Source organism: Rosistilla carotiformis (assembly GCF_007753095.1).
GTDB classification, from domain to species: domain Bacteria; phylum Planctomycetota; class Planctomycetia; order Pirellulales; family Pirellulaceae; genus Rosistilla; species Rosistilla carotiformis.
In genome coordinates, this window is the sequence record NZ_CP036348.1 from 3479786 (window position 1) to 3491872 (window position 12087).

Annotated in this window: 11 protein-coding genes; 3 read left to right on the plus strand and 8 right to left on the minus strand. The window is 56.9% G+C overall.

Annotated features, from left to right (window positions below):
- Positions 1 to 89: 89 nt before the first annotated feature.
- Genes Poly24_RS12590 through rpe form a run of 3 tightly spaced genes read right to left on the minus strand, consistent with a single transcriptional unit; the run spans position 90 to position 4052 of the window.
- Positions 90 to 1196, minus strand: coding sequence for an alcohol dehydrogenase catalytic domain-containing protein (locus Poly24_RS12590; RefSeq protein WP_145095500.1), 1107 nt, complete (start codon positions 1194 to 1196; stop codon positions 90 to 92).
- 55 nt (positions 1197 to 1251) lie between these two features.
- Positions 1252 to 2310 carry a galactitol-1-phosphate 5-dehydrogenase gene (locus tag Poly24_RS12595; protein WP_145095503.1) on the minus strand — a complete coding sequence of 353 codons (1059 nt, stop codon included), beginning with the start codon at positions 2308 to 2310 and terminating at the stop codon, positions 1252 to 1254.
- 29 nt (positions 2311 to 2339) lie between these two features.
- The gene (gene rpe, locus Poly24_RS27050) at positions 2340 to 4052 is read right to left on the minus strand and encodes a ribulose-phosphate 3-epimerase (RefSeq protein WP_197452534.1); all 1713 of its coding nucleotides are present in this window, start codon (positions 4050 to 4052) and stop codon (positions 2340 to 2342) included.
- Positions 4053 to 4265: 213 nt separating this feature from the next.
- On the opposite strand from rpe, the gene Poly24_RS12610 reads away from it, so the two are divergent.
- Entirely contained in the window at positions 4266 to 5036 is a 771-nt protein-coding gene (locus Poly24_RS12610; protein WP_197452535.1) for a DeoR/GlpR family DNA-binding transcription regulator, read from the plus strand.
- Between the two features lie 127 nt (positions 5037 to 5163).
- Here Poly24_RS12610 and Poly24_RS12615 read toward each other — a convergent pair whose 3' ends face one another.
- The 3 genes from Poly24_RS12615 to trpS all read right to left on the minus strand — a co-directional run bounded on the left by Poly24_RS12615 (position 5164) and on the right by trpS (position 8263).
- Positions 5164 to 6474 (minus strand): porin, encoded by a 1311-nt coding sequence (locus Poly24_RS12615; RefSeq protein ID WP_145095510.1) that lies wholly within the window; start codon positions 6472 to 6474, stop codon positions 5164 to 5166.
- Between the two features lie 405 nt (positions 6475 to 6879).
- Entirely contained in the window at positions 6880 to 7263 is a 384-nt protein-coding gene (gene acpS / locus Poly24_RS12620) for a holo-ACP synthase (protein WP_145095513.1), read from the minus strand.
- Between the two features lie 37 nt (positions 7264 to 7300).
- Positions 7301 to 8263 (minus strand): tryptophan--tRNA ligase, encoded by a 963-nt coding sequence (trpS, locus tag Poly24_RS12625; protein WP_145095516.1) that lies wholly within the window; start codon positions 8261 to 8263, stop codon positions 7301 to 7303.
- A 178-nt stretch (positions 8264 to 8441) separates the two neighbouring features.
- Between trpS and Poly24_RS12630 the strand changes: the two genes are divergently transcribed.
- On the plus strand, positions 8442 to 8906 hold the full coding sequence (locus Poly24_RS12630) for an ATP-dependent zinc protease family protein (protein ID WP_145095519.1): 465 nt from the start codon (positions 8442 to 8444) through the stop codon (positions 8904 to 8906).
- A 67-nt stretch (positions 8907 to 8973) separates the two neighbouring features.
- A complete protein-coding gene (locus Poly24_RS12635) occupies positions 8974 to 10215 on the plus strand; it encodes a RimK family alpha-L-glutamate ligase (protein ID WP_145095522.1) in 1242 nt (413 codons plus the stop codon).
- Positions 10216 to 10443: 228 nt separating this feature from the next.
- Here the strand turns inward: Poly24_RS12635 and Poly24_RS12640 are convergent, their stop codons facing one another.
- On the minus strand, positions 10444 to 11502 hold the full coding sequence (locus Poly24_RS12640) for a sulfite exporter TauE/SafE family protein (RefSeq protein ID WP_145095525.1): 1059 nt from the start codon (positions 11500 to 11502) through the stop codon (positions 10444 to 10446).
- Positions 11503 to 11556: 54 nt separating this feature from the next.
- A complete protein-coding gene (locus Poly24_RS12645) occupies positions 11557 to 12060 on the minus strand; it encodes a MarR family winged helix-turn-helix transcriptional regulator (RefSeq protein ID WP_145095528.1) in 504 nt (167 codons plus the stop codon).
- Positions 12061 to 12087: the final 27 nt, after the last annotated feature.

The window sequence follows — 12087 nt, forward strand, 5'->3', positions numbered from 1 at the left end:
ACGCATCGTGGAACACAGGTGCCTCGCCAATTTCAAATGGGCGAGGGCGTCGCGGTCAGTGTCTCCACGACCGCGACGAACCGGTGCGATCAACGATCCCAGTCGATGATCACCTTCAAGCTATCTTTGTCCGCGGCTCGGCTGATCGCGGCGTGGATTTGATCTTGTCCAAAGACTTCGGTCTCGTTGGTCATGCGGTCAATCTTGGGTAGTAACCCCTCGGAAAGAAACTTGTGAGCCAAGCGAATTCCGTGCATGCTGCTTCCGTGAGTCGCTTGGTAGCACTGCAGCCGATAATGAATGTCGTTGTTGAGATCGATCTCATGGGCAATCCGCGGCTTCCCATCGGCCCCCTTGACCCCCGCGTGTCCGTCGAGGACCGTTCCGTAGCCCATCAACTGCGGCGCCAGATCATACGCTTCGCGAACCGGTGCGTTGACCATCACAAAGTGGGGTTCGTTGTATGGCTTGCAATGCGCCAACGTATTGGCGACGACGTTTTCATCCCACCGGACGCCAACAACGCGATCGTCGCCGAAATCCGCGAGCACGCGTTCTAGTCGCTCTTTGCCGCGATTGATCAGAATGATTTTCTTGGCGTTCATCGCTTTGGCGCACTGCAGCGCGTAGGTGCTTTGCGAGCCGGCGCCGATCAAAACGACAATCCGATTCTCGATGCAGTTGTTGACGCGCGTCATGCCTTCGAGGCAGCAGGCCAGCGGTTCCAGTTGGCAGGCGTGATTGGGATTGAAGCCGGCCGGAAATTTAACGATCGGGCCGTCGTCAACGAACCATTTCGGCAGAATTGCATGCGACCGGGCGAAGCCGGGAAATTCGTGTCCGGTGGCCTGCGTGTTGGGGCAACTGGTCCAGTCGCCGGTCCCTTCGGCACCACAGTAGATACAATCGGTATCACCGCAGGGGATGTCGCATCCGAGGCCGACGAGATCCCCAACGGCAAACTTATCCACCCCCGCACCGACGGCGTCGACGACGCAAGCAACCTCGTGCAACAGAATCGCGGGCCACGATAGAATCCGCGGCAGACCGACTTTGTAGATCACCACATCCGATTGGCAGACCGATGTCTTATTGGTTCGCAAGCGAATTTCGCCTGGTCCAGGTTCGCCGATCGTTTCCTGAGCATGCGTGAAGTTGCCGCCGGGTTTGTCGAGATAATAGATCGAGTTTTGCATCGTGAGTTCGCATTTAAAGTATGGGGAGGGGGTGTCTGTTCGCGACAATTTGACGCTACGGATGCAGCAACACCTTGGCGTAAAACGCACTCTGGTCGCGGATCATTTCCAGTGCGGCGATCCCTTCGGATAACGGAACGTTATGGGTGATCAGCGGTTTGAGATTCAAGACGCCACTGCGCATCGCATCGAGCACGGTTCGCCAATCATCGTCGTCGCCGAAGACGCTGAAGTCGCTGTTCCAAGTTCCCAGGATGTCGATCTCGCGACGCATGCACTGTGAAATCAAGGCGGCTGGCAGCGTCACGTCGGTCGCCGGATTGCCCAACAACACGCAACGCCCCGAGCGACGCGTCGCTTGCAAAGCGGCGGTCATCGTCGGCGGGACGCCCGCGCTTTCGATCGCCACATGCACGCCGCGGCCTCCGGTCAACCGTTCGGCGACCGATGCAGGAGCTTCGTCACGGCTGTCGAAGACGTGCTCGAAGCCAAGTTCGCGGGCGAGCTGCAATTTTTCGGGCAGGATGTCGAACAGGGCGATCTGTGATGCCCCCATCGCGCGGGCCCATTGGGCGACCATCAATCCGATCGGCCCCAATCCGAAGATTCCCACGGTATCGCCCAATCGCAATTGAGCGCGACGCACCGCATGCAACGCGACGGCGGCTGGTTCGGTCATCGCGGCTTCTTCTAAAGAAACGTTGTCGGGAACCTTGATCAGATTCCGTTGTGGCGCGATTACAAATTCGCTGAACGCGCCGTCGCTTCGGCTGCCCAAATAATCATAGCCATCGCTTTGCGCGTACTTACCCACTTCGCAGGCTGGATGGTTGTCGTTCCAAATCAACGGAAAGACCGCCACGCGATCGCCCACGGCGAAATCGGTCACTCCGGCACCAAGGGCTTCCACGGTCCCGGCAAATTCGTGCCCGCAGATCGTGGGGAAACTATAGGTCCCTTTGGTGAAGCAACGCGGAATGTCGCTGCCGCAAACACCACAGAATCCGATCCGAACACGCAGCTTGCCTTCGGGCACCTGGGGCACGGGAACTTGTTCGAAACGTAAGTCCGAAACGCCATGCAGCACAATGGCGTCCATGAGTGCTTTTGTCATTTGAACGGTCTCCAATGGATGGGGCGGGGCTATGGGCAGTTTGTGTTCAGACCAGCGGCGATGGCGTGCTTCATCGTGATCACGTTCTCGCTCCACGAAGCATCCCGATGGAAGATGCTACTGGTTCCCGCGACCAAGTTGACGCCACCGGCGCGGACCATCGCTGGGATGTTCTCAAAACTAACGTTGCCATCGACCTGGATTGGGATTTGGGAATAGCCCTGATCGTCCAACAGCTTGCGGCAATCGGCGATCTTGCGGATCGAAGCAGGGGTCATCTTCTGTCCCGCATAGCCAGGATTGACGGTCATCACCAAGACGTAGTCGATCCGCTCGAGGACGTACTGGATCGCCGATAATGGCGTTGCCGGATTGATCGCCACACCAGCTTGTGCTCCGATTTCGCGGATCCGTGCTAGTGTGCGATCCAGGTGAATGCATGATTCGACATGGACAGAGATTTGATCGACTCGCATCGGTGCTAACAGCTCGACAAAGAAATCGTTGTCCTCCACCATCAGATGGACATCGATCGGCAGATCGGTCTTGGGCCGCAAGGCTTCCACAATCCCGAGGCCCATCGGCGCGTTGGGGACAAAGTGTCCGTCCATGATGTCGATGTGCAGCATGTCGACGCCCAACGCCTCGACGCGTCGCAACGCCGATTCAAAATTCAAGGGATCGACGCACATCATCGAAGGGGAAATCAGCACCTGCGGTTTTTCAGAACGTATCGTCCGCGGGGGCAGCGGTTCCGGCGTTGACGCCTCCATGAAAGCCGTTTGCAGGTATTGGAGCGATTCACGCAACGAAGCCTCCAGCAAATGGTCGCTGTAGTCCCGTCCTAACTTGGGGCCACCAATCTCAAGATAGCCCGCCAACTTGGTGACCGGTAGACGATCGGAGGCTTCGATCAACAATTGACGGAACTGCGGAACGTCGATGATTCCCTTGGCACGTTCGGCCTGGGTGAATCCGAACGTTGAGTTGTAGATGCTGTCGGTGTTCTTGAGATGCACTTCGTACATCCAGGGGACGCAGGCTTCAAACAGATCGTATTGATCGAAGAGGATCTTGCCATCGCGGTCGGCGTAGCCGTGCGCGATGTCGGTGCAGTAGCCAACTTGCACCGTGGTGTCGGGATGGGCGTTGTGGTATTCGGTCAATTCTTGTCCGAGCGCCGCGATCTCTTCCGGCAACGTCGGCGGTTCGGCCAGGCAGCTCATCGGTTCGATCGTCAACCATTTGAGGCCGTGCTCGTTCGCGTAGTGCATCAATTCCTTCATGTGCTTGATGTAACATTTCAGCCCCGCCGCCTTGGTTCCCATTTGGTCTCGCAGCACCGCACCGGGGTTGCTGCCGACGCTGGTTGCGCCCAGAAGTCCTCCGACTTCGATGTAGCGTTCATAGTTCTTGCGCGCGACCTGTTCGAATCCAGGTTCACTGCGAAAGAATCCCCCCAGTTCACGGTGGGTCGTGAAGGTGCTGTCAATCACAACCCCAGCGTCATCGGCTTGCTTGCGGAGGTCGTGGAAGTAACGGTCGGGCAGGTGGTAGGTCTCCAACTGTGAACCCAATTGGACATATCCGACACCCTCTTCGGCCAACAGCCGGAACAACCATTGGTGCGAGTAACGGTATTCGATCATGTCGGACTTCACGCCCAAACGCAATTCAACGGCCATCAGCGGTGTCTCTCCAGGCAAGCGAGTCTTTTCAGCGAACATCTTTGTTCGATTCAACGCGAGATCCCTTTGCCACTGCGAGCAACATCGATGATGTGAATCCCTTGGGCACGCGGATCAACGCTTGACAAAGCGTATCGAATGGATCAAAAGGGAGCAATCAACGCGCAGTACCAATCATGGAACAATCGCGTTTTGCGATCAAAACGCGCAGTTAGGAGCAGGGTGCTTGAGCGTAATGCGTCATTTGTGCAATTTGAGGGATCCGCGATGAAGGTCCATCGTCACGAAGAGATCATGAAAGTTCTGGCCGAAACCGGAACGTTGTCGGTCGAAGAGGCGGTCGCGCGCTTCGGTGCCAGTGTGGCGACGGTGCGACGCGATTTTGGCGAGATGGCCGACGCCAATCTGGTTCGCCGCGTCCGGGGCGGGGTTCAGGTGTTGCATAATGACCAGACGATGCCGATCGCGATTCGTGAGGTACGGCAGCGCAACGCAAAACTGGCAATCGCCCGCGAAGCGGTCACGATGCTGGCCCCGGGCAACGTCGTGTTCGTCGATGGCGGCACAACGACGTTGCAAATGGGCAATTGTCTGCCCGCGATCCCGTTGCGGTTGATTACCAATTCACTGCGTTTGGCGGCGGCGATCGAATCGCATTCGTCCAGCCGCGCGATGCACGAGCTGTTCTTGACAGGCGGGTTTCTGTTTCCAGGTACCGGACTATTGGTCGGTCCAAGTGCGCAGGCGTCGATCGCGCAATACCACGCCCAATGGACGCTTCTCTCGGTCAGCGGGATCAACCTTTCCGGCTTGTACAACGACAACGAACATGTCGTTGAAAGCGAGCGGTTGATGATCGCCCACGCGGACCGTGTGATCGTGTTGGCCGATCACACCAAGATCGGCAAGCATTCGATGTGTCACATTGCTGGTTTGAATGAGATCGATGTGATCGTGACCAATCGTCATCCCGATACGGCGGAAGCATTGGAAGCGTTTGAGAACGCGGGGGTCGAAGTTCTGTTCGCGGCAGAGTAAGTCGTTGATGAGCGATGCCTGCGGACCCTGCAGGGCGGCGGGGTCCGAAACGACAAGAACCCAAAGTGCGAGGTCCGCACTCTGGGTTCCGTGTTCAACCGATTAGGCTTTGTCGCAGGCGATCGTCTTAGAACAAGACGATCGTATCGATGCCGAAGGTGGTTTGGTTCTTGCCACCGTCTTGGTTGACGCCCAATTGATCGGGATCCCAGTCCCAACGGACTTCAGGACGAATGATCACGTTCGAATGGGGAGTGACATTGCAACCCAAGGTCAGGTCATAAACATCAGCACGGTTGCCGGTTGCGCTGTCCAGGTTGTTCCACCATTCGAAGCGAGCTCCTGCCGACAAGCAGTCGTTGATCGAATAGATCCAGTATTGGTTGATCCCGATCGATTCACGTTCGGCAGCGCCGCTGGCGTTCTCGGTAGCCAACAAGTCCGATTGAAGAATGTACTGGAAGTTTTCGGTCATCGTGACGTCGAAGACAAGGCTGTGCATGTAACCGCGTTCCTGTGTTCTTTCTACGAAACGACCAAAGACGGTGGCGTAAGTGGCGGTGATATTGTCGCACAATGCCGAACTGATACCGCCGATGAAGTTGTCGCCGTTGTCTTCGTATCCGCTGTCCCAACCGAGGGTGTAGCCGCCGAATACCGACGCGTTGTCACCAACGGCCAAGGTTGCCAACGCACCGGTGTGAGTAAACGGTTCGCTGTTGTACATCGTGTAAGCGTGACTGTAGAAGAAGTTGTCAGGCGCGGTAACGACTTCCCAACCGATGATCGTGTAGAAGTGTCCGACCTTGACCGACAGGTCTCCATAGCCCATTTCAACATAAGCTTGCGGAATTGCCGATCCGTAGTTGCCACCGTTGTCAAACGATTGGTCCCAGTGCCCGTTGTCGGTTCCAAACGCTTGTGTGTCGGGACCGTCGGTACCGTAGATGTAGTCGATGTGTCCACCGATATCGAAGCCTTCGGACGTGTCGATCGCTTTGTCGATCGAGAGCCAGGCCTGTTGCAATTGCACGTTGTTGGGATCGCTGTTGAAACGGAAGTCGCTACCTTTGCTGTGGTAACCGATTTGTGTCCATCCCGAGACGGTCAGACCGCATGGGCTGCAACCGAACAACGACAAGGGATCGCCGCCACAGTTGGAGAACAAACCGCAGCCGGTTTTGCTCGAGTCGAAGCAGCCGAGGCCGCCACCCATGCTGTCACATCCGCTGTCGCAGATTGAATCACAATCGGCCGCCGGTTCGGATATTCCGCACGTCGGTTCGCTGCAAGAACCTTCGCATCCGCAAACCGCTTCGCCACAATCACACTGGGCCGCGTAGCCGACTTGCGCAATCGATTGGAACGGGGTTTGAGCGTGAAGGATTGCGTTTGGCAATAAGGATGCCAACGCCAGGGGAACAATAATTCGTAACATTGATTCGTCTCCAGTAGACTTTGGCCGGATCAGCCTTGGACCGCCACCCAAAACCGGTTCATTGCTTTGTTTAGGCTGCGGCCGATTGTTTCGATCGGCAGCTGCTTTGTTGTAAATCTGTATCGACCGGCATAATCCAACCAATCAGGTCCGCCAGAGGAATTGCGATTTTCGATCGGGGTCTAAGCGACGTTTTCGGTAAACTTTACCGATTAAGCGGCGCAATACACCGAGTTTTTCTACCCAAGTGGAGGGTTTTCCTGTCGACGTGGGGCCGTGATCGCACCTAAACGGCGGCGCAGCTTCGACGCTTTCAGGCGTCCATTAGACGTTGAGAGGCAAGCGCGCGGCGTCTCAAGAATCGGCGGCAGACGCCATTGGGCAAGCTTTAGCGAAGCAGAGTGTTTAGACGCTGACAGCGATCGCAAACGCTGTGGCGTGGGAGCGGCAATGGGAGATGGAGATTTGGATCTCGTGCAGTCGAAGCTCCTCGCACAGGTTGCGTGCTTCTCCCGCCAACGCAATTCGTGGCTTGCCGCCGGTTTCATTGCGGACCTCGATATCGGTCCAGTGGATGCCGCGAGACCATCCGCTGCCGAGCGCCTTCAGGACCGCTTCTTTCGCCGCCCAGCGACCTGCGTAATGTTCCGTCGCCGCCTTACGGACGCTGCAGTATTCGATTTCGCCGGGCGTGTAAACTCGCGTCAAAAACAGATCGCCATGCTTCTCGATCATCTTTTCGATACGCAAGCATTCGACGATATCGGTACCGATGCCGATGATATTCATTTGCGGTGCTCTGGCGCGTTGAGGTAGACGGTGAAGATTAACGCAAGCCGCAGGCGCGTTGCGCCCGAGCCAACACATCCGCAGCTTTGCCGCGTGCCTTTTCGGCGCCTTGGCGGAGCACTTGATCGACGTAGTCGACATCTTGTTCCAATTCTGCGCGACGCTGTCGCGCGGCGGCGAAGTATTCCTCGCTGGCAGCGGCAACCGCCTTCTTCACCTCGCCATACCCAAATCCGCCGCGGCGATAGGTTTCGGCCATCGCATCGATATCCGCCTGGCTGCCGACCAAACGCAAGAGATCAAACAGATGGTCCCCCTCGGGATCTTTGGGATCTTCCATCGGCCGGCTGTCGGTGGTGATCCGCATGATCTGTTTGCGAATCGCCTTGGTGTCTCCGAATAACGGCAACGTGTTGTCGTAGCTTTTGCTCATCTTCTGGCCATCGGTACCGGGGACCTTGGCCGACTCTTCCAGAACCTTCGCTTTGGGGAGGACAAACGTCTCTCCGTAGGCATGGTTAAAGCTGCCCGCCAGATCGCGACAGACCTCGATGTGTTGGATCTGGTCGGCGCCAACGGGGACCATGTCGGAGTCGTAGGCCAAGATATCGGCGGCCATCAGGACGGGATAGGTGAATAGCCCGGCATCGGCTTTGATGCCCCGTTCCTTCTTTTCTTTGTAGGCGTGGCATCGTTCCAACAGGCCCATCGGCGTTCCGGTCATCAGCAACCAAGAGAGCTCCGAAACCTCGGGCACATGCGACTGGACAAACAGCGTCGCTTTGGCCGGATCGAGCCCCAACGCCAACAGATCCAGGGCCGCATCACGAACGTTCTGACGCAATATTTGCGGATCGCGAACGGTGGTCAGCGCGTGCAGGTCGGCGATGAAGTAGTAACCTTCGTTGGCGTGTTGCAGATCGATGTATTGTCGAATCGCTCCAAAAAAATTACCCCAATGGAAGCGGCCCGTTGGTTGGATTCCAGATAACACTCGCATGCGAACTACGCTGGGTTAAGGAGAACAAAAAATGTATTGAATTTGCTCGGCTTACCGTACCTTGACGGTTGCGTTTTGACCAGATGCGGTTTCTGATTTGTGGGTTGGCACCTGATCTGTCGCCAACCGAACCGATAGACTGTGTGAAACCATCGATTGATCAAAGAAGGCAGGATGCATGATGACCGAGAAAACCCCCGACCAGCCCGTGATCGGATGGCGAGAATGGGTTGCGTTGCCCGATCTTGGGATCGGACGAATCAAAGCCAAAGTCGATACGGGGGCACGGTCGAGCAGTTTGCACGCGATCGACATCGAGGAACAAGTTCGCGACGGCGTGACCTATTTGCATTTCAAAGTGCTGCCGGCCCAACGCAAAGAGCGGTTTGTGCATGTGGCTGCCGAGTTGCTGGAATATCGACACGTCCGCAGCAGCAGCGGGAAAGCCTCTTCGCGTCCGGTGATCTTAACCAAAGTCCAAATCTTGGGCCAAAGCTGGCCGATCGAATTGACCCTAGCCAACCGCACTTCCATGGGCTTCCGCATGCTGTTGGGGCGCGAAGCGTTCCGTGGACGGATGCTGGTCGACGCTGGGAAGTCCTATTATGGTGGCAAGCCCAAGCGACGACCTTCGTCCAGTTAATAAACACATTCGCCTGACGATTTGAACATAACATCCGATCCGACGTCCCAAACGCCTTAGGTTACCCATGAAACTCGCCATCCTTTCCTGCAGTCTCAACTGTTACAGTACTCGACGTCTGCGGGAGTCGGCGATCGCCCGCGGCCATTCGGTTAAGGTGCTCAACACGCTGAAATTTGCGATCGACGTGGAGCAAGGCGTCCCCGAGCTGTATTTCCGCAGCAAACGTCTGAGCCACTACGACGCGGTGTTGCCTCGGATCGGATCGTCGATCACTTATTTTGGTACGGCCGTCGTTCGCCAATTCGAGCAGATGGACGTGTTCTGCGCGAATTCGTCGAACGGGATCTCGAACTCTCGCGACAAACTGCGCAGCCTGCAAATCCTCAGCCGACACCAGATTGGCATCCCGCAAACGACCTTTGTCCGCGATCGAAAAGATGTCTTGCCCGCGATCGACAGGATCGGTGGGGCGCCGGTCATCATCAAACTGCTCGAAGGAACGCAGGGCGTTGGCGTGATCCTGGCCGACAACGTCAAGGTTGCCGAAGCGATCATCGAAACGCTGCACAGCACGCGGCAAAACGTCTTAGTTCAGAAGTTTGTTTCCGAAAGCAAAGGACGCGATATCCGCGCGTTCGTCGTTGGCGACCAAGTCGTCGCGGCGATGCGACGGGTCGCCCAAGGGAGCGAGTTCCGTAGCAATGTGCATCGCGGGGGACGCACCGAACCGGTGGAATTGGACGAAACGTATTGCCAGGTCGCGATTCGCGCCGCCCAAATCATGGGGCTCCGCGTCGCGGGGGTCGATATGCTCGAAGGCAACGACGGCCCGCAAGTGATGGAAGTCAATTCGTCCCCCGGTCTGGAAGGGATCGAATCCTGCACGCAATTGGATGTCGCCGGAGCGATCATCGACTACATGGCCGCTCAAGTCGACTTCCCCGAAATCGATCTCCGTCAACGCTTGACGGTCAGTCGCGGGTACGGCGTCACCGAAATCTATATTCCCGAGGGTTCCGAATACGTTGGCAAGACGATCGATGAATCGGGCTTGCCCGAGATGGACATCAATGTGCTCACGTTGTATCGCGGCACGACCGTGATCCCCAATCCACGTCTGAAGCGATCGTTGGAACCGGGGGACCGTTTGTTGTGTTTTGGGAAACTGGACCACATGCGCAGCATGATCCCCGAACGGACTCGCCGCAAGCGACGCCCGGTTGTGAAGGTGTTGCCGCAAAGTGCCGATCGTTCCGAACCTGCGGCCAGCCCAAACGACGCTGCCGATTCCGAAGTTCAGTCCTAACACGCGGCATTCTTCTGTCGCGCTGGGCCGAGTCCTATCGGCGGCATTCGTAATTCGTTGATACGAATCGAATGGGGAGATTTGTGGCGCTGCCTCGGATGGCCAAGGCCAAACGAATGCGTCCGATTGCGACGCGTCTCGGCCCGATGGATCGACGTTGAACGCTTCCAGCCTCTGGTTTGCGTTGGGCGACGCCCGACGCCCGCGCGGCAGCGAATTGCCGCTGCATCAGTCTTCGATGTCAGCCAGTTCAATCGAACTTGCCCCGTTTGGCAATTCAAAGGGCAAGTCTTCGAGAATCGGGCGGTCGTTGCCACACTGGTACAACAGATGGAACAGTCCGTTGACCGCTAGTACAGCTCCGACGGCTCCAGCCAATGCCAGCCCCGTGACCCCTTCTTGGATGATTGTCCAGACAAATTGCAGGATGCACAGCGTGGAAACCGCCAGGAGCGTGGGAGTCCGTGAGATCAGGTTAACGATCAAAGCGCCAAACGGGGCGCCAAGGGCAACGATCGGGGCGGCGGCGAGCCAATTGGCGTAAACTTCGGGATCCATGAAGTAGAGGCTTGGATTGATCCGCGCGAGGATCGCGTTGGAGGTGATTCCGATCACCGAGGTCACTGCCATGATCACAACCGATGTTGGGATCGCGATCTTCAAATCGGCACGGTACAGCAATACTAACGTCGCATAAATTAGCATGTCGATCCCGACGCCTGTCAGCGACGCGATGATTCCACCGGTGACTCCCAGCGTCAATCCAATCCAACGATCCCAGCCGCGCCAGAGGTCGCTGACCCCTTCGGTCTGAACCAATTCACGCAGCTTAATCAGGTGCAAGATCCCAAAGCTGCACCAGATCACGGCAAAGGTCAACTTGATCCAAAGGTCGGGAACGTAGGGAGCGATCAGCGCGGCGCCCAACGGCGTACCGATCAACGCTCCCAATATTGCCGGCCGCAATAGTCCACAGTCGATCGGTCGGCGGGCTGACAGAATATAGACGCTGGCCGAAACCATGCCGATCGATTGGACCGCCAGCCCAAAGTTCCGGCCAAGCGAACCCGGCATGTCGAACCACAGCACCAACACGGGGAAACCAACCGTTCCGCCACCCATCGGTGTCGATCCCGCAACATACGAACCCAATGCCATCGCCATGGCAATCGGCCAATGGGATCGTAGCGACGACCACTCATTTCCCCAGGTAACAAGACCCAACCAGACACAATAAAACGCGACCAACCACAGTCCGAAAGGCCACATCTTTTTCAGCGATTGCATCGATAGACTCTATGGTTTTTCAGTGTGAATTGGACACGACGGTCAGCACGCCGCTTAAGTCCCATCATCCAACCAATCGCAGCTCGCATCCTCGTGCGGACGTCGAGCCACTTTCAGCAATTCAATCAATTGGTGTCTCTGGTTTGTATCGAGGTGGCCCAGCTGCTGTTGGTGCATCGCCAAGACCGCTTCGGCCAGTTGCGTCAGCAACGCATGTCCGTGATCGGTCAAGCCGATCTCCACCACGCGACGGTTTTCGGCCCGCCGTGTCCGTTGGATCAGGCCACGTTTTTCCAACCGATCCAACATCCGTGTTGTATCGGGAGCGCGAGAGATCAACCGACGTCCCAGTTCCATCGTCTGCATCCCATCGGGAGCGACCTGTTGCAGCAAGCGAAGCGCGTTGTACTGCTGGGGCGAGAGATCGTGTTGCGAAAACAACTGTTCTTCAACCGCTTTCAGGCAGTCGTAGGTCCGCCAAAGATGCAGGAAGACCTCCTGCTCGGGAGAATCGAAGCGGGCGTGTTGCGCGTTGAAAGATTTTGCAGGAGATGCCATCGTGGCATCATGTGCCACAGAACAACA

What these genes read in the sequence shown, in the direction of transcription:
- Poly24_RS12615 (WP_145095510.1), bottom strand. Translation starts at nt 6,474, where the DNA reads ATGTTACGAATTATTGTTCCCCTGGCGTTGGCATCCTTATTGCCAAAC.
- Poly24_RS12610 (WP_197452535.1), top strand. Translation starts at nt 4,266, where the DNA reads ATGAAGGTCCATCGTCACGAAGAGATCATGAAAGTTCTGGCCGAAACC.
- Poly24_RS12635 (WP_145095522.1), top strand. Translation starts at nt 8,974, where the DNA reads ATGAAACTCGCCATCCTTTCCTGCAGTCTCAACTGTTACAGTACTCGA.
- Poly24_RS12640 (WP_145095525.1), bottom strand. Translation starts at nt 11,502, where the DNA reads ATGCAATCGCTGAAAAAGATGTGGCCTTTCGGACTGTGGTTGGTCGCG.
- Poly24_RS12590 (WP_145095500.1), bottom strand. Translation starts at nt 1,196, where the DNA reads ATGCAAAACTCGATCTATTATCTCGACAAACCCGGCGGCAACTTCACG.
- Poly24_RS12630 (WP_145095519.1), top strand. Translation starts at nt 8,442, where the DNA reads ATGATGACCGAGAAAACCCCCGACCAGCCCGTGATCGGATGGCGAGAA.
- acpS (WP_145095513.1), bottom strand. Translation starts at nt 7,263, where the DNA reads ATGAATATCATCGGCATCGGTACCGATATCGTCGAATGCTTGCGTATC.
- Poly24_RS12595 (WP_145095503.1), bottom strand. Translation starts at nt 2,310, where the DNA reads ATGACAAAAGCACTCATGGACGCCATTGTGCTGCATGGCGTTTCGGAC.
- Poly24_RS12645 (WP_145095528.1), bottom strand. Translation starts at nt 12,060, where the DNA reads ATGGCATCTCCTGCAAAATCTTTCAACGCGCAACACGCCCGCTTCGAT.
- trpS (WP_145095516.1), bottom strand. Translation starts at nt 8,263, where the DNA reads ATGCGAGTGTTATCTGGAATCCAACCAACGGGCCGCTTCCATTGGGGT.